This window comes from Telluria sp. ZB2R32 (assembly GCF_059685715.1).
Window position 1 is genome coordinate 66,995 of the sequence record NZ_JCASIG010000007.1, and the last position, 23,539, is coordinate 90,533.

Here is a 23,539-nt window from a genome sequence, read left to right on the forward strand (position 1 = left end):
CGTTACCGCTCGACAACAAAAGCCGTTGGTCCGCGCGAGCGTAGCGGTGCCGGGCGCTACATCCGGCCTGCATCGTCCCGCGCCGCCACCAGCATGTCGATCAGCGCGCGCGACGCCGCCGACAAGCCACGGTGGGCCGGATACACGACCGAGAACGGGCGCGTGCGTCCACCCAGCTGCGGCAACACTTCCACCAGCCGTCCCGCCGCCAGGCTGGCCTCCGCAAACATGCGCGGACATAGGGCAATCCCCATGCCCTGCTCGGCCAGCCAGACGACGCCCATCGCCTCGGTCGATACCGTCACCGAGGCCGGCGGAATCCAGTCGATGTCGCGTTCGCCATCGCGCAGTTGCCATGAAAATACCCGCCCGGTGTTTGGCCGGACGAAGGCGATGCACTGCTGGCGCGCCAGGTCGTCCAGCGTCGCGAGTGGTCCGGCCGTCTCCAGGTAGGCGGGGGCAGCCAGCAGGCACAGCGGCGACGCTTCCAGGTGGCGCGACGCCATCGTGCTGCTCGGCAGCGGGCCGGAGCGGATGGCCAGGTCGAAGCCTTCGGCCACCAGGTCGACGTTGCGGTTGGTGATGTCGACGTCCAGTTCGACCAGCGGATAGGCGCGCGCGTAGGCGGCCAGCACCGGCGGCAGGCGCTGCTGGCCATAGCCGGTGGACACGCTCATGCGTACCTTGCCGCTCAATTGCGCCGTCGTGCTGCGCATTGCCTGCTCGGCCTGCCCGAGCCGGGCAAAGGCGTCGCGTGCCTCGTCGGCATAGCGCTGGCCGGCATCGGTGAGGCTGAGGCTGCGCGTGGTCCGGCGCAATAACTGTGTGCCAAGCCGCGCCTCGAGCCGCGACACGGCCCGGCTCAGCACCGACGCCGTGGTCGACAGCACGACCGCCGCCGCGCTGAACGAGCCATGCTCGACGACGTTGAGAAACACCTCCACATCGGCCAGGTGATCGAACTTGCGCCCCATCCTACTCCCTCAAGAACAAATCATTTGTCACAATCGTAGTTTATCGATCGGACGTGAACAAATACAATGACGCCCTTCTATTCGAAAGGACGCACATGGAATTGCTCGACAAACTGAAATGGCGCTATGCCACCAAGGCGATGGACCCGGCGCGCAAAGTGCCGCAGGATAAGCTCGACCGCATCATCGAAGCAGCGCGCCTGGCGCCTACCTCGTCCGGCCTGCAGCCCTTTGAAATCCTGATCGTGAACAATCCGGCGCTGCGCGCCCAGATCCGCGAGGTCGCCTGGAACCAGGCGCAGGTCGTCGACGCCTCGCACCTGCTGGTGTTCGCCGCCTGGGACGACTACACGCCGGAGCGCATCAACCACATGTTCGACCTCACCAACGAGGTGCGCGGTTTCCGCAACGAAGGCTGGGAAGCCTATCGCCAGCAATTGCTCGCGACCTACCCGGGCCGCGGCGCGCAGGTGAACTTCGAGCACGCCGCACGCCAGGCCTATATCGGCTTCGGTGCGGCGGTCATCGCGGCCGCCTTCGAGGAAGTCGATTGCACGCCGATGGAAGGCTTCGATCCGGCCGCCGTCGACCGCATCCTGAACCTGGGCGAGCGCGGCCTGCGCAGCGCCGTCATGCTGCCGCTGGGCTACCGCAAGGCCGAGCAGGACTGGCTGGTCGACCTGCCGAAAGTGCGCCGCCCGCTCGGGCAGTTCGTGAGCGAGATCGACTGATCCGAGTTTGCCGGAATCCACTGGCCGGGATCGAGGTCGCGCACGTGCCGCGCCTTGATCCCTGCCGTTCGCCAGTCGACCATGCGGGCCGACCTACCCGATATTACATGCAGCACATGGATGGTTTAGTCCTACACCGCCGGCCGTCATGGGACTATTCGTGCGCGGCAGGCCCGGGACTAACATGAAGCCACATTTCATGACAAGGGGACCAGCATGTCGATGCAAAACAAAGGCGAGGACACCAATGAAAGTGGTGATCACCACGGCACTAGTGCTGCTACGGGTAGTGTCGATAGCGCCGGCAATCCCCGCGCTGTAGGGGAATCGGTCGCGGGCAAAGACGGCCGGCAGCCCGTTCAGCAGGACAGCCAGCAAGGCGCAATGCCTCCCAGCCAGACCGATGACGACCAGTACGACCAGGGCACCGTGCAACGCGAGTCCTGAGCGCTCCCGGCCGGTGTGATGGCGGCCTACGCGCCCGTCCTCATACCGCCGCCACCGCCCGCGCATCGCGCATCATGCGCCGGATCGTCACGATGTTTACCATTGCAATCACCAGTTCCAGGGCGGTGCCGCCGACCGAGCCCGCGATCACATTGTTCACGATCCACAACCCGGTCCCGCACAGCATGGCCAGGCGCATGCGCACGCCTTCCATCAGGAACAGGGCCAGCGTGCCGATGCAGGACGCGGCCAGGGGCAGCCAGTCGGATGCGCGCGTCGCCAGGGTTGCCCCGAGCGCCAGGTTGGCGGCGATGACGAGCAAGGCTACCCATTTCGAGCGCGTGTACAAGGCCAGCACCGAGCGCAGCAGCGACATGGTCGAGCTGGCGACGGCGGTCGGCCGCCCGAGCAGGTAAAAATGGACGATGTAGGCGAAGCACTCGGCCGCCATGTACAGCTTGAAACGGCGGTCGTCCTTTTGCATGAAGGAGCCGACGCCGAGCACGAAGGCGGCGTAGCCGGCCCACTGCGCGGCGGAAAACCATTCGATCGTCATGGAAGCAATTCTGGGAAAAGGCAGGCGAGCCAGGGGTTCGGTGGATCGGCCGGGAATTATACCGGCAGCTACGGTGCGTTCCGGAACGCGCAGCTTTGCTAAAGTTACCGGTAACCGCTCACCTGGCAATGGAGAACCCGACATGAACATCCTGATGGTACTGACCTCGCACGACCGCCTCGGCGACACCGGCAAGAAGACCGGCTTCTGGCTGGAAGAGTTCGCCGCGCCCTACTATTTGCTGAAAGATGCGGGAGCGCAGCTGACGCTGGTCTCTCCCCTGGGCGGCCAGCCGCCGCTCGATCCGAAAAGCGACGCCCCCGACGCGCAAACCGAAGCGACGCAGCGCTTCAAGACCGACCCCGCCGCGCAGGCGGCGCTGGCGTCCACCGGCAAGCTGGCCGACGTCGACGCCGCCAGCTTCGACGCCGTGTTTTATCCAGGCGGCCACGGCCCGCTCTGGGACCTGGCCGAGGACCGCGACTCGATCGCCCTGATCGAAGCGATGATCGCCGCGAATAAACCGGTTGCGGCCGTCTGCCATGCGCCGGGCGTGCTGCGCCACGTGAAAGGCGCCGACGGCAAGCCGCTGGTCAATGGCAAGCGCGTAACCGGCTTTACCAATACCGAGGAAGAAGCGGTGGGATTGACCCAGGTCGTTCCCTTCCTGGTCGAAGACGTGCTCAAGGAAAGCGGCGGTCTCTATTCGAAAGTGGACGACTGGCAGCCCTATGCCATTACCGACGGCTTGCTGGTGACCGGCCAGAATCCGGCTTCGTCGGAAGCGGCGGCGCAGGCGCTGCTCAAGCTGCTGGCCTAATCTCACGACAATGAAAGACTGAGGATCGCCTGCAAGTCGTCCGCATCGAGGGTGCCCGCCAGGCCGCCCTCGGGCGCCAGCAAGGCGTCGGCCAGGGCGCCCTTGCGGCGCTGCAGTTCCTGGATCTTTTCCTCGAGCGTGCCGCGCGCGATCAGTTTATAGACGAACACGGGCTGCGCCTGGCCGATGCGCCAGGCGCGGTCGGTGGCCTGGTTTTCGCTCGCCGGATTCCACCATGGATCGTAATGGATGACGGTATCGGCCGCCGTCAGGTTCAGGCCGACGCCGCCCGCCTTCAGGCTGATCAGGAATACGCTCACCTGGCCCTGCTGGAATGCCGCCACCGGCGCGGCGCGGTCGAGCGTCGAGCCGGTCAGCAGCGCATAGTCGACGCCGCGCTTGCGCAGTTCGTCTTCGACCAGCGCCAGCATGCTGGTGAACTGCGAAAACACCAGCACCTTGCGTCCCTCGCTGAGCAGGGTGTCGAGCAGATCCATCAGCGTGTCCAGCTTGGCCGAGCCGGCTTCGCTGGACGGGCGCAGCAGGCGTGGATCGCAACATACCTGGCGCAGCTTGAGCAAGGCAGTGAGGATCACGATCTGGCTGGCAGCGAGGCCCTTGCGGCCGATTTCGTCGCGCACCTTGCGGTCCATCGCGACCCGCACCGTCTCGTAGAGGTCGCGCTGGGTGCCGCCCAGGTCGATCGGCAACACGATCTCGGTCTTGGGCGGCAATTCGGTCGCGACCTTATCCTTGGTGCGCCGTAACATGAACGGTTTCAGGCGCCGCGTCAGCAGGTTGGCGCGCACGCTGTCGCCGCGCTTTTCGATCGGCTTGCGAAAGTCCGTGTTGAACGCCTTTTCGTCGCCCAGCAACCCCGGCATGAGGAAATGGAATTGCGACCACAATTCGCCGAGGTGGTTTTGCACCGGGGTGCCGGTCAGGCACAGCCGGTGGCGGGCGGAGAGCAAACACGCCACCTGCGCCGCCCGGGCGCGGCTGTTCTTGATGTACTGCGCTTCGTCCAGGATCAGCAAGTGGAACCGCTGCTTGCGCAGCGCTTCTTCATCACGGCACAGCAGGGCATAACTGGTCAGCACCAGGTCGGCGCCGGCAATCTCGCCGAACCGCGCCGCGCGCTCCTTGCCATGTAATAGCAGTACGCGCAAATCCGGCGCGAAGCGCGCCGCCTCGGCCTGCCAGTTGCCCATCAGGCTGGTCGGCGCCACCACCAGCGCCGGCCCGTCGAGCCGGCCGGCTTCCTTTTCGGCCAGGATGTGGGCCAGGGTCTGGACGGTCTTGCCGAGTCCCATGTCGTCGGCCAGGATGCCGGCAAAACCGTATTCGCGCAGGAATTGCATCCACGCCAGCCCGTCCTGCTGGTAGGCGCGCAGCGTGGCCTGCAAGCCGGCCGGCGCCGCCACCGGCGCGATGCCGGCGAAACCATCGAGTTTGCGGCCCAGTGCGCGCAGGCGCTCGCCGCCCATCCAGCGCAGCTGCGCCGCCTGTTCCAGCTCGGCCAGGCGCGCGGCGTCGGTGACAGGCAGGCGCAAGGCATCGCCATCGTGTTCACTGAAATACAGTTCGCCCAGGGTGGCAAGGATCGGCTTGATGCGCAGCCAGGGCAAGGCGACGCGCGTCATGTCGGGCAAGTCGACAATGACTTCGCTGTCGTCGGCACGCGCGGCCAGCGCGGCCGGGCTGAAATCCTGCGGCGCAGTGCGGATCATTTCCACCAGCAAGGGCAGCAGGGCATGGCGCCGGCCCTCGACCAGGATGCCGAGCTCGAGCGCGAACCAGGCATGTGCACCCTCGCCTTCCTCGTTCAGTTCGGCATACCAGTCCTCGGCCTCGGCGACGTCGTAGCGGTAGTTGCCGTCCTTGTCGATGCGCCAGCCGGCAGCCTCCAAACGCGGCAGTTCGTAACGCGCAAATACGAGCCAGGCTGCCTCGTCGGGCAATACCAGCGCATCGTCCCAGTCGTCGAGCGGGGAACCCGGCGCCGGCGCCGTGAAGCCAAGGCCGGCGAGCATGGCCGCCGCCGCCGCTTCCGCGCGCATGTCGCGCTCGACCAGTTCGACCGTATTGCCCACCATCCTGCGCAGCACCGGTTCGTCGCTGTCGCCGGTCTCCATGCCATCGTAGTCGAACGAAAGCGCCACGTAATCGTGCCACTGCAGGCTGTCGCGGCTGCGCACGCTCACCGGGTAGCTGTCGAGCAGCAGGCAGGGCGTGGGCGCAATGCCGGCGCGGCGCTGCGTCTTCATCGCCTGCGGCAGGGGCAGGAGTCGGTCCATGCCCTCTTCGACCATCCGGCGCGCAACCTCGCCACGCTGTTCGGGAGGCAAGTACGGCGCCTGCTTCACCAGGCCCAGCAATGCCGCCGGCGCCAGGGCCGCGAGCGGCGCCGGCAGCATCAATTCGCCCAGCACACCGCCATCGACATACAACACCGGTTCGGTCGGCAGCACGTGGGCGACCGGATTGCCGCCGTCGAACTGCCAGCCAAGCATCACCGACGCGCTGCCGGCCTCCTCTGCACGCCAGCCGAGCGCGGCGCTGCGCGCTGCGCCCGGACGCAGTTCGAGGAAACCGCCGCGGCGCAGGTCGGCAACGGTGGTTGACCACAGCAGCCGCCCGCTTGCACACAATTCCTGCAGCAGGCGGGCGCCGAGCCGGTCGGCTGGCTGGACTTCGTCGAGGTACATGCCTGCGCGCAGGGCGGACATGACGCGCAGCGGTTCCTCGTCGGAAGGGGCAACGAAGGCCGGCGGAAATGTCAGCAGGTTGGCGGCATTGTTGACGGTGGTGACACCACCGATACTGCCATCCTTGCGCAGGCGTACCTTGCATGCGTGCAGGCGCAGCGAGCCGCCGTGCGTGTCGGGTATGAGCGCATAGCGCAAGGCGAAGCCGGTGTCGGCGGCGCGCGGCGCGCTTCCTCCTGCCAGCGACGCCACGTTCTGCAGCCAGCGCTCGGCCTGCGCGGACAGGGCGCCGCGGGCGTCCGCCACCGCGTTGTCGGCGCGGTCCAGGCTATCCAGCAGCACCGCCACCACATGCTTGCAGTTGTAGCTCATCGGACAGCTGCAGTGGCCATTGAAGCCGACACCCTGGGCACCTGGCACGAGATGGATGCGCTGCTGGTAGACGCTGCGGCCGCTGCCGGCCACGCTGCCGTCGATCCTGGCGCCTTGCTGACGGACATCGAGCACCATGCCGTCGCGGGCATAGGCCCTCCCCTTGGCGAGCGTTCCCGCGTCAAACTGTCGTGTAATGTCTGCTAAGACAAAATCCATGGTCGAAAAGCAAAAGTCGTCAATAGCAGATTATCGCGGAAACCGCAGACGCATACCGTGGAAAGACCATGAGCACAGGACAAAATCCAGGTTTAGCATGTCGGTTTTCTTTACAAAAAATCACCAAGTCCAGACGTACTTATTACAAGCTATTGATAATAAACAATATGTTTTTCTGGCACGTAATTTGCTTTCTATTTAGAAATACAATCATAACGGGTGCTCCATGTTTTCATTCCAAGCTTCCAAATTCCTGAAACTGGCGATTGCGGGTGTCGCGCTTGCCTCCCAGGCCGTATTCGCGGCGCCGGTAGCGTTTTCAGGCGAGCTGACCGCTTCGGATAGCCGGTTCAACCGTCCGTTCACGACATTCCTGCTCAGCGGCGCCGGTACCGATGTAGCCTACGACGTCTACGATTTCCGTGTCAGCAGCGATGGCGTCTATTCGATGGAATCGACCTCGTTCAACGTCCCGGGTTCGGATACCTTCCTGCTCTTGTACCGTGGTGCTTTCGACGCGGCGTCGCCGCTTGCCAACCTGCTGAACCTGAATGACGACGACGGCGCCGGCGCGCTCTCGCTGATCAACCAGGCGCTCGAGGCCGGCAACCAGTACTTCCTGGTGTCCACCTCGTATAACAACAACCAGTTCGGCAGCTATACCGGACGCTTCGATACGGTGAGCGGCGGCGGCCAGGTCATGCTCGGCGCCGAGGACAGCAACGAAGTGCCGGAACCGGGCACGCTGGCGCTGATGCCGCTGGCTGCGCTGGGCGCGGCTATGGTGCGCCGTCGCAAGCGCGCCTGAGCATTGGGGCTAGGCAGTCCGAAATCGGATAGAATAAGCTCCGATTCCGGAGTATCGAAAGTTAAACGATAATTCCACCTTGCGGTGGCGTTGTCGTTTCGATCCTGCCCGATGCAAAGTCAATCCGGTATGTCGACTTTCTTTACAAAAAGTCACCGCAATCAATTGTATTGACGCCAAGGGATTGATAATAAACAATATATTTCTCTGGCACAGCAATTGCTCTTATCTTGGAACACAACTACAGAGGGGTGTTCCATGTTTTCTACCAAATTCCTGAAATTCGCCATTGCAGGCGTCGCGCTCGCTTCTCAGGCCGCCTTTGCAGCACCGATATCGTTTTCCGGTGAACTGACCGCATCGGACCCGAGGTTCAATCGCCCGTTATCGGCAACCCTGCTCAGCAGCGTTGGCACCGATGTAGCCTATGACGTATACGATTTCCATGTGAGCGCTAACGGCGTCTACTCGATCGAATCGACATCGTTCAACGCCCCTGGGTCCGATACCTTCCTCTACCTGTACCAGGGCACCTTCAATTCAGGCTCGCCACTGGCCAACCTGCTGGCCTTTAACGATGACGGCGGCACCGGCGCTCTGTCGCTGATCAACCAGGCACTGCAAGCAGACAGCCAGTACTACCTGGTGTTTGCCGCATACTACAACGGCGATTTCGGCAGCTATACCGGACGCTTCGATACGGTGAGCGGCGGCGGCCAGGTCATTCTCGGCGCCGAGGACAGCAACGACGTTCCGGAACCGGGCACGCTGGCCCTGCTCCCACTGGCTGCGCTGGGCGCTGCCATGGCGCGCCGCCGCAAGCGCGCCTAAAGGAAAACTCCAGAATCGGAGTATATTAACTCCGGTTTCGGATGGATTTAGTTTGAACGACAACGCCACCTCGCGGTGGCGTTGTCGTTTCCATCTACCTGCTAGGAATTCATTTATTTGCCCGGCTTGAGGATCACCTTGGTCCAGCCTTCTGCGCGCTTGTCGAATTTCTCGTAGGCTTCCGGCGCCTTATCCAGCGACAGTTCGTGCGAGACGATCATCGACGGCGTGGCGCGGCCGGCCTGGATCAGGTTCGCAAGGCGGCGATTATAGGCCTTGACGTTGGCCTGGCCGGTACCGATGCGCTGGCCCTTGAACCAGAACTGGCCGAAGTCGAAGGCGAGCTTGCCTTCCTTGGCCAGTTCGTCCTGCGCGCCCGGATCTTGCGGCAGGAACACGCCGACCACACCGATGCCGCCGGTCGGCTTCACCGCCTGCACCAGGTTGTTCATGGTGAGGTTCGGCACTTCCTTGCCGTGCATGTTGCAGCACTGGTAGCCGACGCATTCGCAGCCGCAATCGGCGCCCTGCCCTTTGGTCAACTCCTTGATCTGCTCGACGCCGGTGCCCTCGGTATCATCGATGGCGATCGCGCCGATCTTCTCGGCCAGCGCCAGCCGGTCCTTGTGCGAATCGACGACGAACACGCGGCTCGCGCCTTTGACGAACGCCGAGGTAGCCGCCATCAGGCCGACCGGCCCGGCGCCATAGATCACGACGGAATCGCCCGCCTTCATCTGCGCCAGTTCGGTGGCGTGGTAGCCGGTCGGGAAAATGTCCGACAACATCACGTAGTCGTTTTCCTTTTCGCGCGCATCCTCGGGCAGCACCAGGCAGTTGTAGTCGCCGTAGGGCACGCGCAGGAGTTCGGCCTGGCCGCCGCTGTACGGTCCCATGCCGGCGAACCCGTAGGCCGCGCCGGCCGTGCCCGGGTTGCAGGTCAGGCAAAAGCCCGACAGGCCGCGCTCGCAGTTTTCGCAAAAGCCGCAACCGATGTTGAACGGCAGGCAGACCATGTCGCCCACCTTGACGCGGTCGACCGCCTTACCGACGGCGATCACTTCACCCATGTTCTCGTGGCCGAGAATGCGGCCGGTTTCCATCTCGGTACGGCCTTCGTACATGTGCAGGTCGGAGCCGCAGATATTGGTCGACGTGATGCGAACCAGCACATCGGTCGGTTTTTCGATCGTCGCGTCCGGCATCTCCTTGACCTGGACGTCGCGTGGTCCGTTGTAGACAAGTGCTTTCATTGGGGCTGTTTCTCCAGAGTCGGTTGGAACAACTCATTCTCGGTAGCAAAATGCCATCGACAATGAGACAAGTTCTCCACTCTGGGCGGCGCACCGTTCAGCATCTGTTCGCCAGCTAACCATGATGGGTAATCCCGCCGTGTCGTTGCTGCTAGCGTAGCACCGCCAGCTTGGTCTTTTTTCCCTTGCGATAGGTGTAGATCGTCATGGCGGCATTTTTCAGGTCCCCCTTCGGATCGAAGGCGATGCTCCCAGTGATGCCCTGATGTTTCACGGCAGCGAGCGCCGGCAGGTACTTCGCCGGATCGCTCGAATTCGCCGCCTGCATCGCCTTGGCAAACACCATCACCGCATCGTAGGCATACGGCGCATACGTCTGCACCGGCAGTTTGAAACGCTGCTGGTAGCGCTGATTGAATGCGTTCAGGCCCCCTTCCTGCGCGGCATCGACGCCGCCCGCCACCACGCAAAACACCTTGTCGTCGACCAGCGCGTCGCCGGCCAGCAGCGGCATCTTTTCCGAGCAGACGCCATCGCCCGACACCAGTTTGGCACGCAGCCTGAGCGCCTTCATTTGCTTGAGCATCGGGCCGGCCACCGCATCCATGCCGCCATAAAAAATCACGTCCGGATCTTTCGCGCGGATCTGGGTCAGGATGGCATTGAAATCGGTCGCCTTGTCATTGGTGAACTGGCGGCTGACGACGGTGGCGCCCGGCCCCGCCTTTTTCACGCTCTTGACGAATTCGTCGGCCAGGCCCTGGCCAAAAGCGGTACGGTCGTCGATCACCGCGATCTTTTTCGCCTTTAAAGTGCCGATTGAATAGCTGGCCATGACGCGCCCGACCAGGTTGTCGTTGGCGACCACGCGGAACGCCGTCTTGAAACCCTGGGTGGTGTACAGCGGCGTGGTTGCGGCCGGCGAGATTTGCGGAATACCGGCATTGAAATAAATCTTCGAGGCCGGCACCGTGGTGCCCGAATTCAGGTGCCCGACCACCGCCGCCACCTTCGCATCGACCAGCTTTTGCGCCACCGCCGCGCCGGTTTTCGGATCGGCGCCATCGTCCTCCGGCTGCAATACCCACTGCACCTTGCGGCCGCCCAGCACGATCCCCTTCGCGTTGAGTTCGTCGATCGCCATGCGCGCGCCGTTCTCGATGTCCTTGCCCTGGTGGGCGCCGGTGCCCGACAGAGGGGATGCGGTGCCGAGTTTCACTTGCAGGAGTTTGGCGGGCGGCTGGGCGTGGGATGCGGCAGCGAGGGCGAACAGGGAGGCGGCGGCGATGGCGGAGCGATGCATGGCGGGTTTTCCGTGGACGGTGCGGTCGATTGTACTGCCGAGTCGCTCGCGTCCTCTCAGGCAATCGTGCGTCATCATTTAATTGATCCCCGTTACTGAATATGCAGTCAAAAATATTCTGTTTTTTCTAAATTCTTTTGTGCAATAATTTATTTATAACAATTAGTCGGCGCCGCCGGCATTCACAAGGGGATAGAATGAATACAAAGAATATCGTACGCACTGCTGGCGTATTGGCAATGACCGTGCTATTGGCAAGCTTGACCGGTTGCGCTTCGATTGTCAGCGGCACCAACCAGGTCGTTTCCGTCGAAACCCGCAGTCCTTCGGGAAAACTGGACGGCGCCACCTGCAAACTGCAAAACGACAAAGGCGTGTATTACGTCACCACACCCGGCACGGTTACGGTGCATCGCGCTTACGGTGATATGAACGTCACCTGCGACAAGGCCGGTGTGGCAACCGGTGTCGCTACTTTCAAGTCATCGACCAAGGGCATGATGGCGGGTAATTTGCTGTTCGGTGGCGTGATCGGTGCCGGTGTCGACGCCGCTTCTGGGGCAGCTTATGATTATCCAGCGCTGTTGCAGATTATGATGAACGACAGCATTAACAGTGCTGTGGCAACGGCGCTATCTGCGGCGCCAGTCACTGGCGGCTCTAAATAAGAATATAAAGATATAAAAAAACGCCAACCTCGGGTTGGCGTTTTCATTTTCACTGTTGTGAAAGGCGGTTTCTAAATCACCCAGCACTCACCGATTCCGCGTCACCCTCCACACCGTATTCGCCAGATCATCCGCCACGATCAGCGCCCCGCGCGGATCGACGGTCACACCGACCGGCCGCCCGCGCGTCTTGCCGTCGCCATCGCGGAAACCGGTGACGAAATCGACCGGCTCCCCGGCAGGACGCCCATTCGCGAACGGTACGAAGATCACTTTATAACCGACCGGATTCGAACGATTCCAGCTGCCGTGTTCGCCGACGAAGGCGCCGTTGGCAAACTTGTCGCCCATGACCGGCAGCGAGAAATTCAGCCCGAGCGCGGCGACGTGCGAGCCGAGGCTGTAGTCGGGCTTGATGGCGGATGCGACCTTTTTCGGATTCTCCGGTTTCACGCGCGGATCGACGTTCTGGCCCCAGTAGCTGTACGGCCAGCCGTAGAAGCCGCCTTCGCGCACCGAGGTCAGGTAGTCGGGCACCAGGTCCGGGCCCAGCTCGTCGCGCTCGTTGACCACCGACCACAACTGTCCGGTTTGCGGATGCATCGCCAGCGCCGTCGGATTGCGGATGCCGGTGGCGTAGGGTTTATGCGCGCCGGTGGCCGCGTCGATCTGCCAGACCTCGGCGCGATTCAGTTCGGCTTCCATGCCGCGCTCGGTGATGTTGCTGTTCGAGCCGATGCCGACATACAGGAAGCGCCCGTCGGGACTGACGGCCAGCGACTTGGTCCAGTGGTGATTGATCTCCGACGGCAGTTTGGCGACGCTGGTCGGCGCGGCGGCGGCTTTCGTCTGCCCTTCCTGGTAGTCGAAGCTGACCAGTTCGTCCTGGTTGGCCACGTACAGTTTATTGTTCGCAAATGCCAGGCCGTAGGGGGCATTCAGGTTCTCGGCGAACACCGTTTGCAGTTCGTACTTGCCGTCGCCATCGGCATCGCGCAGCAGGGTCAGGCGGTTGCCGCCCTTGACCTTGGTATTGCCCTTGGCCTTGATGTAGCCGGCGATCACATCCTTCGGCTTGAGCTTGGCCGCGCTGCCGCCGCGCCCTTCCGCCACCAGGATGTCGCCATTTGGCAGCACCAGGGTCTGGCGTGGAATTTTCAGGTCGGTCGCGATGGCCGTGACGCTGAAGCCCTCGGGGACGGTCGGTTTTTGGTCGCCCCAGGCCGTCGGTTCGGCGATCTTCATGCTCGGCAGCAAGCCACGCTGCGGTTCGGGCAGCTTCGGATCGGGTCCGCGCGCCTGGATGGCGACGCCGTCTTCGCTGCATGCGCCGAGCAGCAGCGTCATGCCCAGTAATGCCAATGTGCTCGCGCGTTTCATTGCACACCTCCCTTGCGGCCACTGAGTCCCACCCAGGCCGACAGGCAGATCAGCAGGAACACGATGGCGGACAGCACCAGCCCGGACGGCATGACGGCCCAGGCATCCTTTGCATGTTGAAACGCGTTGACCAGGCCCAGCACCCAGGTCACCAGCAGCGCCAGGAAATAGGTCAGCGGCTGTCCCGCCTTGTGGCGGGCGCGGATCAGGTTGACCAGCGCGAACAGCAGCGCGAGTCCGCTGCACAGTAAACCGCCGGCGATCAGCCAGGATGCAAAATTGCTCCACTGGATCTGGTACGAGTCGGAATAGGCCATGTCGCTCAGCAAGGCGCCGAGGAACAGGGGAACGGAGCCGCCAAGCAGAATCGCATGCAGCGGCCCTGGCGGGTTTCGGTAAGTGGGGTTGCCAATGGTGGCGGAAGACATGAAAGGTCCTTGGTGATGATTCGATATTTAAATCATAACGGCCATCCGCAGGGCTTGTCGCATGGTTGATTTAGCGGAACAACGTCAATACATAAAAAACGCCAACCCGCGGGTTGGCGTTTTCGTTATTCCAGCGCAGGCGATTCAAGCCGCCTGGTCCAGCGTCGGATAATCGATATATCCGGCTGCGCCCGGCACATAGAACGTCTGCGGGTTCGGCGTATTGAACGGCGCATTCAGTTTCAGGCGCTGCACCAGGTCCGGGTTGGCGATATAGGCGCGGCCAAAGGCGACCGCATCGGCGCGGCCCGATTCGACGGCCTCGAGCGCCATTTCGCGGGTATAGCCGTTATTTGCGATATACGTGCCCTTGAACGCTTGGCGCGCCCAGGCGAAATCGAAGCCGGGAACGTCGCGCGGGCCGCCGGTGGCGCCTTCGACGAAGTGGATGAAGGCGATGCCGCGCTTGTTCAGTTCTTCGATCAGGTAGCCGAATACGGCTTGCGGATTGCTGTCGGCCAGGTCATTTGCCGGGGTCACCGGCGACAGGCGGATGCCGACGCGGCCTGCGCCGATCTCGGCGACCACGGCGTCCACCACTTCCAGTGCGAAGCGGGCGCGGTTTTCGATCGAGCCGCCGTATTCGTCGGTGCGCCGGTTGGCGCCGTCGCGCAGGAACTGGTCGATCAGGTAGCCGTTGGCGCCATGCAGTTCGATACCGTCGAAGCCGGCGCGGATCGCATTCGCGGCGCCGCGGCGATATTCGGCGACGATGTCCTTGATCTCGGCCAGTTCGAGTGCGCGCGGCTCTGGCGCTTCGACCTTGCCGGCGTGGGTGTAGGCGAGCACCTTCGGCGTCACGGCCGAGGGGGCGATCGGCTGCACGCCGCCGGTGAGATGCGGGTGCGTCACGCGGCCCACGTGCCAGATCTGGGCGACGATCTTCGAGCCGGCGTCGTGCACGGCCTGGGTGATCGGCTTCCAGCCTTCGACCTGCTCGTCGGAATAAATGCCGGGCGTGGCCATGTAGCCTTTGCCGAGCGGCGAGACTTGCGTGCCTTCGCTGATGATCAGGCCGGCGTTGCTGCGCTGGCGATAGTACTCGACGTTCATCGGGCTGCCCGGGATGTCGCCGGCGGCCTCGTCGGCGCGGCTGCGGGTCAGCGGGGCCATCACGACGCGGTTGGCAACTTCGATGTCGCCGATACGGGTGGGCTCGAAAAGTTTGTGGGTCATGATGGGTCCGTTTCTGTAGAGATTGGAATTATTGGGCCGCCGGTCGTTGAACTTTCAAGAGCCATCGCCGGCAGCCGCTACAATTATTACTATAGATATTCCTGGTACCCGCGGGTAGACCGCACGAATGATATGATTTATTCCTGACAGGAATAGGATAAGTAAAACGTGGACCGCTTGCGCTTGATGGAAACCTTTGTCCGGGTAGTCGAAACCGGTAACTTTTCGGCCGTTGCGCGCGAGGAACGCAGCACGCAATCGGCAATCAGCAAGCAAGTGCAGGCGCTGGAAACCATGCTCGGCGCGAAATTGCTGGTGCGCTCGACGCGCAGCCATGCGCTCACCGAAGCGGGCAAGCGTTATTACGAACGCTGCCGCCAGGTGCTCGACACGATCGAAGACGCCCGCGTCGAAGTCCAGCGTACCGAAAACGAAATTTCCGGCGTGCTGCGCGTGGCGGCGCCGGTATCGTTCGGGCGCCTGCATATCGTGCCGCGCCTGAACGCGTTTTTCGAGCGTTACCCGCGGCTGAAAATCGACCTGCAGCTGGACGACAGTTTCGTCGACCTGGTCGTGGGCGGCATCGACGTCGCCTTCCGCGTCGGCGAACTCAAGGACAGCCGCCTGATCGCGCGCCGCATCGGCACCGCCCACCGCGCCGCCCTCGCTTCTCCCGCCTACCTGGCGCGCCACGGCGAACCGCAGACGCCGGAGGAGCTCCGCAACCACCAGTGCATCGTCTACACCGGCCTGGCCAACGTCAACGAGTGGAGTTTCCAGGACGGGGATGGCGCCCAGCACACGGTGCGCGTGAGCGGCCATCTGCAGTCGAACAGTTCGGAAGCGATCCGTCAGGCCGTGGTCGAGGGCCTGGGCATCTGCTATACGCCGCAGTGGGTATATGGCGACGATATCCGCGCCGGACGCGTAAAGCCGATCCTGACGCGCTACCGGTTGCCGCCGCTGCCGCTAAACGTCGTGTTCCAGCCGGCGCGGCGGCCTTCGTTAAAGATCAGCCATTTCGTGTCCTTCTTCGCCGAGGAATTCGCGCGCGATCCGGATATTTCGCCGATGCTGGCGGCGGACGGCGCGCCGCACGATGCGCTCGGTAAACTCAGCGGCAGCTATGCGCCCGCCGCTAGCCGCCGTGCCTGAAGATCGGAATGAGCGCGGCCACGCCGACCAGCGCCACGATCACGCTGAAGTGCACGCTCGACAGCACCAGTGCGCGCACATTATTCGCCCAGCGCTTGCTACCGTGTCCTGCCGCATCGGGACGCACGAGTTGAAGCTTGGGTTTCAATTCTCCACTCCGGCTATCCGAAAATCTTGCAATAACGAAATAATAACATCGGATAATGGAACAAAATGTGTCTTCCCAACCACGCAATGCACATATTTCTTATGACAGCGAATCGTCACGCCAGGCACGGCGCATCTCAACACAGCACTTGCAAAGCGACGTACATCGGCGCAGGATGATCAAGCCAACCATAACGAGGAGACCAACCATGATCAAAGTGAGCGTGATGTATCCGAATGGCCCGGACGCCCGTTTCGACGAGGTGTATTACCGCGACCGGCACATGCCGATGGTGAAGGAACTCATGGGCGATCATTGCAAGTACTACACGGTCGACCGCGCGATCGCATCCGGCACGGTTGAGAAGAATGCGCCCTATATCGCCATGGGCCACCTGTTCTGCGATTCGGTCGATGCCTTCCAGGCCGGCTTCGGTCCGCATACGAAGCAGATCATGGGCGATATTCCCAATTACACCAACCAGACGCCGGTGATCCAGATCAGCGACGTGCTGGTCGAATAAAGATCGGTATTGCGCGCCATGATCGCTCCCCTCATCTGTTCTATCGTGACGCTGTTGCTGCTCGGCTGGATGCTCTGCATGAATGCGAAAGATCGCAAGATCCTCGAAAAGCAACTGGACGACGAATTCGGCGACGGCTCCGGCGTTTAGTGTTGTCATGGCCCACAAATCATCCAGAAACATCATGCGTCCATTGCGGCACCTGACAATATTATTCTCGGTACTGGCAACCCAAAACAGTTGGGCGTGTTATTCGCCTCCGCGCCAGCAATTAATGGGCGTCGACGAACAGATCGCGCGGGCGTCCGACGTTTCGGTGGCCAGGGTGGTCAATGCGGTACCGCTGCAAGACGATTTCGTCGAATATCACTTCGTCGTGCTGGAGCGCCTGGCCGGCACAGGGGGCAACACGTTTACGGTGACGGGCAGCGCGCGGGCGAGCCGTCACGACGACGACAGCGCTGCGACGCCATTACTGCAATGGGCAGCCATTAAAGGCGCCAGTAACGAGACCAGCTTCGACAACCATACCGATCCCGCATTCTGGAAGCGTGGCGGAGGACGGGTCATGAACGGCGCGGACTGCGCCATTTACCCGGACTTCGTTATCGGCGGTACCTATCTCGTGTTTCTCGACACGCCATGGACATGGCGCAGTTTCGAAAAGATCGGGCCTTTGAATGGCGTTACCGGCAAGGGCGACCAGTGGCTGGCTTATGTAAAAGCCGGACTGGAAAAGCAAAGGAGCAGGACGCCGCCGGCAAGCTGATTCCTCGTTCCTGAATTTGTGAGCAAAGGCAAGCGGGACAGCAAGTGTTCCGGCGCACGGGTATGCTGTGCGAATCGCCCTTCCGCCATGTTGCCGATGTTTCGCCTCTCTTTCACGTCCCTACTCGCCGCTGCCGCCCTGCTCCCTGGCGGCAGTGCCCATGCCCAGAACGACAGCCGCCTGATCGCCCTGATCAACGCCTACCGCGCGGCGCCGGGCGTCTGCGGCGGCGCCCGCACGGCGCCGGTGCCGAGCCTGAAGGAAGATGCGGCGCTGGGCCGGGTGCGCATCGGCGTCGGCTCGTTTCCGGAATACGAAGTCGAACGCGTGGGCTACCACGCGGCCCAGGTCGAGATCATCCATACGCGCGGCGCGCCGGATGCGGCGAGCGTGATGGAAACGATCCGCCAGCCCTATTGCCGCGTGCTGGCCAGCGCCGCCTATGACGACATCGGCGCCAGCCGCCAGGGCGACGAATGGACCATCGTACTGGCGCGCCGGCTGCTGCCGATCACCCTGCCCGAGCAGGATGTGGTGGGGCGCGCGATCCTCGACGCCGTCAACGCCGCGCGCGCCGTCCCGCGCAGCTGCGGCGAGCAAGCCTTCGGCGCCGCGCCGGCGGTCGCCTGGAACGACGCGCTGGGCGCGGCGGCGCTGGCGCACAGCCGCGACATGGCGACACGGCGCCACATGGCGCACGAGGGATCGGACGGCAGCCAGGTCGGCACGCGCGCCACGCGCGCCGGCTACGACTGGCGCCTGGTCGGCGAGAACATCGCCGCCGGACAGACCTCGGCCCGGGAAGCGGTCGATGGCTGGATCGAGAGTCCTGGTCACTGCGCCAACCTGATGAACCCGAGTTTTGTCGAGATGGGCGCGGGCTACGCGATCAGCCGGGTGCGCATGCCGGGGTTTGTTTATTGGACCCAGGTGTTCGGGGTGCGCAAGTAGGGTGGGGCATTGAGGCCGTGGCCTAATGGCAGTCAGTTAAGTTGATTTTTTCCGAGAACGAATGCTCAGACCTTGTAAGGTGTGCGGCTATACCTCTTCAGTTTGCGAACCGGAGGCGTTTGCGCCGCCCACGCGTTCAACCAGCCGGTGATTCGTCGCGAGGTTCAGAGTATGGTTGAACGCGTGGGCGGCATCCCCGCAGCGGGCAGTCACGCGCCAAGGTATAGCCGCCCACCTTACGGGTTTATGCATCCGCTTAACTGATCGGCATGTAGGGTGGGGTCATTGAGGCCGGGGGCCTCAATGACGTGCCCACGCATCAACGATGAGCAGACGTGGCACCCGATAATGCCAAGGTGGCGCATACGTCACGCGTGGACGGCAGAGCCGTCCACCCTACCCACCCTTACCAGAAGATCACCCGCTCTTCCGGCTTCAGGTACATCTTGTCAACGCCTTTCAGTACAGGCGCTATCGAAAATGGCGCCGCTGCCGGATGGACGTATTGACAGCCAGGTCGCCACTAACCGCGACTTCAGCCATAATGACGAGCATGAAACCGACCTCGCGCGTCTCCCGCCTGTACGAAGTCATGGACCTGATGCTCGACTCGGTGGGCGACCCGCTGGCCCTGAAAAACCTGGCCGCCTCGGCGAGTTATTCGTCGTTCCACTTCGACCGCATCTTCCGCGAACTCACCGGTTTCTCGGCCGTCGAATACCAGAGAAAGCGGCGCCTGCGCCGCGCCGCCCACCTGCTGCGCCACGAGCCGGACGTGTCGATCCTGCGCATTGCCCAGGATTGCGGTTTTCCTTCGAACGCCGCCTTCGCCAAGGCCTTCAAGCAGCAGTTCGCGATGTCGGCCAAGGCCTGGCGCGAGGGCGGCTGGCGCACCTACATGGACCAGCAGGTCGGGCGCGAGAGCGACGTCAGTTTCTTCGTCGCCGAACCGGACAACCTGGCGGTGATCCTCGCTCCCTATTCGCCGCCGGTCCCCGGCAGCGTGGCCGCGCGCATCCGGGTGCAAACGCTGCCGGCGCTGAACCTGCGCTACCAGCGCTTCTTCGGCCAGTCCGGCGCCGCCCTGTCGATCGCCTGCAACCTGTTCCTGTGCGAGCGCGAGCGCTGCGGCGACACGAATACCACCACGCCCTGGTACGGCGTGTTCGACGAAGACCCGGGTTTTACCGGCGAGCGTGAATACTGCTACGACTTCGGCTTTGCCGGCGATGCCAGACCCGACCCCGGCCTGGGCGTGCGCCTGCTCCCCGCCGGCACCTATGGCGTGCTCGATTTCTGCGGCGAGTGGCCGCGCTTTCGCTCGATGTACGAGGATTGGCTCGACCGCCAGGCCGCCTGGCGCCTCGACAGCACGCGCCCGCACATCCAGATGGTCGAACGCGGGCCGGACGGACGCTGGCGCGGCTGGCTGGCGCTGCCGGTCAAGAAGCGCTAGCCGGGTCTGCCATCACGGCGGCGCGCTCCATGCGGATGAAGCAGCTCAGCACCAGCACCGGCAACGCGCAGGCCAGCACCCACAGGAAGAAGGAGCGGTAGCCCAGCGCCTGCTGGATATCCCCGCTGACCACCTTGAACAGCACGAAGCCAAGCTGCATGAAGCCGGTGCCGAGCGCATAGTGGGCGGTCTGGTAGGCGCCGCTGGCGACCACCTGCATGATGAACAGGATGATGCCGACGAAGCCGAAACCATAGCCGAACATCTCGAGGCCGAGCGCGCCGGCGATGACGGGTAGCGAAGCGGGCTGCGCCGCGCTGAGGTAGTAAAAGACCAGGTTCGGCAGGTTCATCGCCAGGATCAGGAGCGGCATCGCGCGCTTCAGGCCAGTCCAGGCGGTGAAATAGCCGCCGGCGATGGAACCGGCCAGGAACGCGACCGTACCGGCGGTGCCGTACACGGCGCCCACTTCCGCGGTGGTGAGTCCGAGGCCACCGACGGCGCGCGCGTCGCGCAGGAACAGCGGGCCGATGGTCTGGATCTGCCCCTCGGCGGCGCGGAACAGGATGATGAACAGGATCGCGGTCCAGATGCCCTCTTTCGCGAAGAAGGCGTTGATCACGTCGGCCAGGGTACGCGCGACGCTGCGCGCCGTCATCTCCGTAGCAGTGGCGTTCAGCGTGCCCGGCAACGCCCAGCCATGGTACAGCCCGAGTCCCGCCAGCCCGGCGCCGAGCAGCGCGAATACCACGGTCCAGGCGCCGGCGGCGCCGATGCGCGCTTCCAGGAAGCCGGCCAGGATCACCAGGCCGCCGAGCGAGAGGAATTTCGCCGCATTGAAAAAGGCGCCCTGCCAGCCGGCGTAGGCCGCCTGCTGGCGCGCCGACAGGCTGGCGATATACAGGCCGTCGGCGGCGATGTCGTGCGTGCTCGAGGCCAGCGCCACCACCGCCAGCAGCGCGATCGCCAGCGCGAACCAGCCTGGCAGTTGCAGCGCCAGCGCGACCGCCGCCAGCGCGCCGCCGCCGGTCAGCTGGAAGACCACTACCAGCCGCTTCTTGCTGGACGCCAGTTCCAGGAAGGGACTCCACAGCGCCTTGAACACCCAGGCCAGGCCGAGCACGCCGGTCCAGCGCGCGATCTGCTCGTTCGGCACGCCCATGCTCTTGAACATCAGCCCGGCCACCAGCGCCACCGCGTAGAACGGCAATCCCTGCGCCAGGTACAGGGTCGGCACCCAGGCCAGCGGATGGCGCGCGACGACGGGCGGCGCGGCGGCGACGGGCGCAGAAGCGGAGACATCATGCATCGGTTCCATCCTTCGGGTCGAGGGTGACCACGCGGCTGCTGCGCCCGCGCGTGTCGAAACTGGCGATGGTGAGAATCGCCCCACCCGATGGTAGCGCCAGCGGCGCGCCATAGCGAGGACTGTCGGCGTCGGGCGCGGCGCCATCGAAGCGGTAGCGCAGCACCAGGCCGGGCAGCGCCACGTTCGCGTGGATGCGCCCGGCCTGCAGCAGCACGCCCGGCGGCGGCAGGCGGTAGCCGTAGGCCAGGGCGCGGTCGAGCTGGGGCAGCGCATGGCGCCCGAGGCGGTTGGCGAATTCGTTCCAGTCGGCGTCGATGCGGCGAGCGCGTTCGGTGGCGTCAGCGATAACGGACCAGCCCGGGTCCGGGCTCCAGGCCCGCTCCGCCAGCGCCAGCAGGCGCGGCGCGGCGAGATACTCGATGCGCGCGCGAGAAATCGCATTCTCGCCCCACAACTGCCCTTGCAGGCCGAGGATGCGCGCCGGCGCTCTCAGGCGCACCAGCCGCGCCGACGCCTCGGCATCCAGCGGACGGCCCATCTGGTCGCGGCCGGGCACCGTCGCCAGGTCGAGCGGACAAAACGTGAACGCGCTGCGGGTGTCGATGAAGCCGGCCCAGTAATATCCCGGTTCCTGCGGGTCCTTGGCGTGGGCCAGGTCGAAGTACAGGTGCGCGGCGTTCGCCAGCACGACCTCGTAGCCGGCATTCGCCAGGCGCCAGGCGCAATCCTCCTGGCCGGAGCCGGTGGCATTGTTCCAGACGTAGACCTGGAAGCCCGGCCCGACGAAGCGCGGATCGGCCTGCACGCCCTCTCCGCTTGCGACGAGGGCGTTGTCGTCCCAGCCGGCAAAGGCCAGGCCATGGCGCGCCAGGATCGCGCGGCAGCGCGCGGTGAAGTCGGCGCGCAGTTCGTGCACGCTCGTCCAGCCATGCTGCGCCATGCGTGCGCGGCAGATGGGGGAGCAGAGCCAGGCGCCGGCCGGGACTTCGTCGCCGCCCAGGTGGACCGTGCGCAGCAGCACCCCGGCCTGGCGGAACAGCGCCGCCACCTCGGCCACCACGGTGTCGACGAAGCGGTCGACCGAGTCGCGCGCGATGCAGATCACGTTGTCGTGCCAGAGCTGCACCGATTCATAGACCGAGGCGTCGTCCGGATCGTCGAGGCGGCAGGCGTCGGCGCCCTCGGTGTCGCCGGCTGCCAGCAGCCGGTCGTGGCGCACCCGCATCGCCCGCACCGCGGCGCGTGCGTGGCCCGGCATGTTGAACTCGGGGATCACCTCGATGTGGCGCGCCTGCGCATGGCGCAGGATGGCGATGAAATCGTCGTGGCTGTAATGGCCGCTGCCGGCGGAGCCTTCGGCGCGTGCGCCGGAACCGAACGAGGGCGGCAGGCAGGTATCGCTGTCCTCCGGCACGCCGCGGCGGGCGCCGACCCCGGTCAGTTCGGGCAGCGCCGTGATCGGCAGGCGCCAGCCTTCGTCGTCGGTCAAATGAAAGTGGAAGCGGTTCAGCTTGTACAGGGCCATGCAGTCGAGCAGGCGCAGCACCGTGTCCACGTCGGCGAAATGGCGCGCGGCGTCGAGCATCATGCCGCGGTAGGCGAAGCGCGGCGCATCGCGTACATGCCCGCACGGCAGGCTGCCTTCCGGTCCCGTGAGCTGGCGCAGGGTCTGGATGCCGTTGAAGACGCCGTGGGCCGAGGCGCCGCGCAAACGCACCCGTGCCGGATCGATCTCGAGCAGATAGGCTTCAGCGGGGGCCGGTGTGTTGGCGTCGACCGGACCGGTTTCCAGTTCGATCGTGATGGCCCCGTGCGCCGGCGGCAAGGCGGCCAGCAGCGCCCGCAGGAAGTTGGTTTCGCTCTCGAGGCCGGGCGCGCAATGCAGCGATGTGTCGCAGCCGATGCGACAGCGCTCTTGCGCAAAACTGGCCACCTGGGGACGCGGCGTGATGCGCCCGACCGCTTCCGGCGGCAGCGGAAACACGGCGCCGTTGTCGAAAAAGCGGCGCGCCGCATCCATCGGCGGCACCTGGTCGTCGCGCCGGCGCTGCAACTGGGCCGGCCGGGTGAAGGGCAGGATGTGCGGGTCGCCCAGGTCGCGCGCCTGTCCGCCTGCCGCGACGAGATAAAAACCCAGCGGCGCATCGGTGCGGCTGATGGCCCAGAAGCGCGACTGGTACATGACCTCGTAGGTTGCGCCCGGCGGCCATGGCGCGTCGTCTGTGGCGCGCAGGCGAAACAGGTCGCCATTCACATGCGCCATCGCGAAACCGGCGCTGACCGTCTCCGGCACGACCTTGCGGCAGGTGTTGAAGTACAGCGTCCAGCCGGGCGCGATGACCGTATCCGACACATTGCGCAGCACCAGCCTGGCGGCAAAGCGTTCGTCGCCGACCCCGTTGGCCAGGCATTCCCATTCGATCGCGACTGGCATCGTTGTCCTCAGTTACGCTTAAGATGCCCAGACCTGTAAGGTGGGCGGCTATACCGCTTC

General features: G+C 64.2%; 23 protein-coding genes. 12 read left to right on the top strand and 11 right to left on the bottom strand.

Annotated features, from left to right (window positions below; all coding sequences use genetic code 11):
- Nucleotides 1-56 precede the first annotated feature (56 nt).
- Nucleotides 57-974 carry a LysR family transcriptional regulator gene (locus tag AC56LG_RS19765; RefSeq protein ID WP_497167777.1) on the bottom strand — a complete coding sequence of 306 codons (918 nt, stop codon included), beginning with the start codon at nt 972-974 and terminating at the stop codon, nt 57-59.
- A 95-nt stretch (nt 975-1,069) separates the two neighbouring features.
- Between AC56LG_RS19765 and AC56LG_RS19770 the strand changes: the two genes are divergently transcribed.
- Nucleotides 1,070-1,705: an NAD(P)H-dependent oxidoreductase gene (locus tag AC56LG_RS19770; protein ID WP_497167778.1), complete on the top strand. Its 636-nt coding sequence runs from the start codon at nt 1,070-1,072 to the stop codon at nt 1,703-1,705.
- Nucleotides 1,706-1,921: 216 nt separating this feature from the next.
- The gene (locus tag AC56LG_RS19775) at nt 1,922-2,152 is read left to right on the top strand and encodes a hypothetical protein (RefSeq protein ID WP_497167779.1); all 231 of its coding nucleotides are present in this window, start codon (nt 1,922-1,924) and stop codon (nt 2,150-2,152) included.
- Nucleotides 2,153-2,192: 40 nt separating this feature from the next.
- Here the strand turns inward: AC56LG_RS19775 and AC56LG_RS19780 are convergent, their stop codons facing one another.
- Nucleotides 2,193-2,708 (bottom strand): YgjV family protein, encoded by a 516-nt coding sequence (locus AC56LG_RS19780; RefSeq protein WP_497167780.1) that lies wholly within the window; start codon nt 2,706-2,708, stop codon nt 2,193-2,195.
- A gap of 142 nt (nt 2,709-2,850) precedes the next feature.
- Here AC56LG_RS19780 and AC56LG_RS19785 point away from each other — a divergent pair, with 142 nt between their 5' ends.
- Nucleotides 2,851-3,528 carry a type 1 glutamine amidotransferase domain-containing protein gene (locus AC56LG_RS19785; protein ID WP_497167781.1) on the top strand — a complete coding sequence of 226 codons (678 nt, stop codon included), beginning with the start codon at nt 2,851-2,853 and terminating at the stop codon, nt 3,526-3,528.
- A gap of 2 nt (nt 3,529-3,530) precedes the next feature.
- Here the strand turns inward: AC56LG_RS19785 and AC56LG_RS19790 are convergent, their stop codons facing one another.
- A complete protein-coding gene (locus tag AC56LG_RS19790) occupies nt 3,531-6,827 on the bottom strand; it encodes a DEAD/DEAH box helicase (protein ID WP_497167782.1) in 3,297 nt (1,098 codons plus the stop codon).
- A gap of 226 nt (nt 6,828-7,053) precedes the next feature.
- Here AC56LG_RS19790 and AC56LG_RS19795 point away from each other — a divergent pair, with 226 nt between their 5' ends.
- Complete coding sequence (locus tag AC56LG_RS19795) at nt 7,054-7,635, top strand: PEP-CTERM sorting domain-containing protein (RefSeq protein WP_497167783.1); 582 nt, start codon at nt 7,054-7,056, stop codon at nt 7,633-7,635.
- A 258-nt stretch (nt 7,636-7,893) separates the two neighbouring features.
- Nucleotides 7,894-8,466 (top strand): PEP-CTERM sorting domain-containing protein, encoded by a 573-nt coding sequence (locus AC56LG_RS19800; protein ID WP_497167784.1) that lies wholly within the window; start codon nt 7,894-7,896, stop codon nt 8,464-8,466.
- A 113-nt stretch (nt 8,467-8,579) separates the two neighbouring features.
- Here the strand turns inward: AC56LG_RS19800 and AC56LG_RS19805 are convergent, their stop codons facing one another.
- Both AC56LG_RS19805 and AC56LG_RS19810 read right to left on the bottom strand, forming a co-directional pair.
- The gene (locus AC56LG_RS19805) at nt 8,580-9,719 is read right to left on the bottom strand and encodes a glutathione-independent formaldehyde dehydrogenase (RefSeq protein WP_497167785.1); all 1,140 of its coding nucleotides are present in this window, start codon (nt 9,717-9,719) and stop codon (nt 8,580-8,582) included.
- Between the two features lie 151 nt (nt 9,720-9,870).
- Nucleotides 9,871-11,022, bottom strand: a complete 1,152-nt coding sequence (locus tag AC56LG_RS19810; RefSeq protein WP_497167786.1) for a branched-chain amino acid ABC transporter substrate-binding protein — start codon at nt 11,020-11,022, stop codon at nt 9,871-9,873.
- Between the two features lie 197 nt (nt 11,023-11,219).
- On the opposite strand from AC56LG_RS19810, the gene AC56LG_RS19815 reads away from it, so the two are divergent.
- Nucleotides 11,220-11,690 (top strand): hypothetical protein, encoded by a 471-nt coding sequence (locus AC56LG_RS19815; RefSeq protein WP_497167787.1) that lies wholly within the window; start codon nt 11,220-11,222, stop codon nt 11,688-11,690.
- Between the two features lie 87 nt (nt 11,691-11,777).
- Here AC56LG_RS19815 and AC56LG_RS19820 read toward each other — a convergent pair whose 3' ends face one another.
- The 3 genes from AC56LG_RS19820 to AC56LG_RS19830 all read right to left on the bottom strand — a co-directional run bounded on the left by AC56LG_RS19820 (nt 11,778) and on the right by AC56LG_RS19830 (nt 14,734).
- On the bottom strand, nt 11,778-13,070 hold the full coding sequence (locus AC56LG_RS19820) for a PQQ-dependent sugar dehydrogenase (RefSeq protein ID WP_497167788.1): 1,293 nt from the start codon (nt 13,068-13,070) through the stop codon (nt 11,778-11,780).
- Nucleotides 13,067-13,498 (bottom strand): DUF2231 domain-containing protein, encoded by a 432-nt coding sequence (locus AC56LG_RS19825; protein ID WP_497167789.1) that lies wholly within the window; start codon nt 13,496-13,498, stop codon nt 13,067-13,069. Before AC56LG_RS19825 ends, AC56LG_RS19820 begins: the two co-directional genes overlap by 4 nt.
- Nucleotides 13,499-13,642: 144 nt before the next feature.
- A complete protein-coding gene (locus AC56LG_RS19830; protein ID WP_497167790.1) occupies nt 13,643-14,734 on the bottom strand; it encodes an alkene reductase in 1,092 nt (363 codons plus the stop codon).
- A gap of 168 nt (nt 14,735-14,902) precedes the next feature.
- On the opposite strand from AC56LG_RS19830, the gene AC56LG_RS19835 reads away from it, so the two are divergent.
- A complete protein-coding gene (locus AC56LG_RS19835; RefSeq protein ID WP_497167791.1) occupies nt 14,903-15,889 on the top strand; it encodes a LysR family transcriptional regulator in 987 nt (328 codons plus the stop codon).
- Here AC56LG_RS19835 and AC56LG_RS19840 read toward each other — a convergent pair.
- A complete protein-coding gene (locus AC56LG_RS19840; RefSeq protein ID WP_497167792.1) occupies nt 15,873-16,037 on the bottom strand; it encodes a hypothetical protein in 165 nt (54 codons plus the stop codon). The two genes, AC56LG_RS19835 and AC56LG_RS19840, sit on opposite strands and share 17 nt — an antisense overlap.
- Before the next feature lie 208 nt (nt 16,038-16,245).
- Between AC56LG_RS19840 and AC56LG_RS19845 the strand changes: the two genes are divergently transcribed.
- The 5 genes from AC56LG_RS19845 (at nt 16,246) to AC56LG_RS19865 (ending at nt 19,736) form a co-directional block, all read left to right on the top strand.
- Nucleotides 16,246-16,560, top strand: coding sequence for an EthD family reductase (locus AC56LG_RS19845; protein WP_497167793.1), 315 nt, complete (start codon nt 16,246-16,248; stop codon nt 16,558-16,560).
- Between the two features lie 18 nt (nt 16,561-16,578).
- Nucleotides 16,579-16,710, top strand: a complete 132-nt coding sequence (locus AC56LG_RS19850) for a hypothetical protein (protein WP_497167794.1) — start codon at nt 16,579-16,581, stop codon at nt 16,708-16,710.
- A 124-nt stretch (nt 16,711-16,834) separates the two neighbouring features.
- Complete coding sequence (locus AC56LG_RS19855; protein WP_497167795.1) at nt 16,835-17,329, top strand: hypothetical protein; 495 nt, start codon at nt 16,835-16,837, stop codon at nt 17,327-17,329.
- 87 nt (nt 17,330-17,416) lie between these two features.
- Nucleotides 17,417-18,280, top strand: coding sequence for a CAP domain-containing protein (locus AC56LG_RS19860; RefSeq protein ID WP_497167796.1), 864 nt, complete (start codon nt 17,417-17,419; stop codon nt 18,278-18,280).
- Nucleotides 18,281-18,824: 544 nt separating this feature from the next.
- Nucleotides 18,825-19,736, top strand: a complete 912-nt coding sequence (locus AC56LG_RS19865) for a helix-turn-helix domain-containing protein (RefSeq protein ID WP_497167797.1) — start codon at nt 18,825-18,827, stop codon at nt 19,734-19,736.
- Here AC56LG_RS19865 and AC56LG_RS19870 read toward each other — a convergent pair.
- Both AC56LG_RS19870 and AC56LG_RS19875 read right to left on the bottom strand, forming a co-directional pair.
- On the bottom strand, nt 19,723-21,045 hold the full coding sequence (locus AC56LG_RS19870; protein ID WP_497167798.1) for an MFS transporter: 1,323 nt from the start codon (nt 21,043-21,045) through the stop codon (nt 19,723-19,725). The genes AC56LG_RS19865 and AC56LG_RS19870 overlap by 14 nt on opposite strands.
- Nucleotides 21,038-23,479: a family 20 glycosylhydrolase gene (locus AC56LG_RS19875; RefSeq protein ID WP_497167799.1), complete on the bottom strand. Its 2,442-nt coding sequence runs from the start codon at nt 23,477-23,479 to the stop codon at nt 21,038-21,040. Before AC56LG_RS19875 ends, AC56LG_RS19870 begins: the two co-directional genes overlap by 8 nt.
- Between the last annotated feature and the right edge of the window lie 60 nt (nt 23,480-23,539).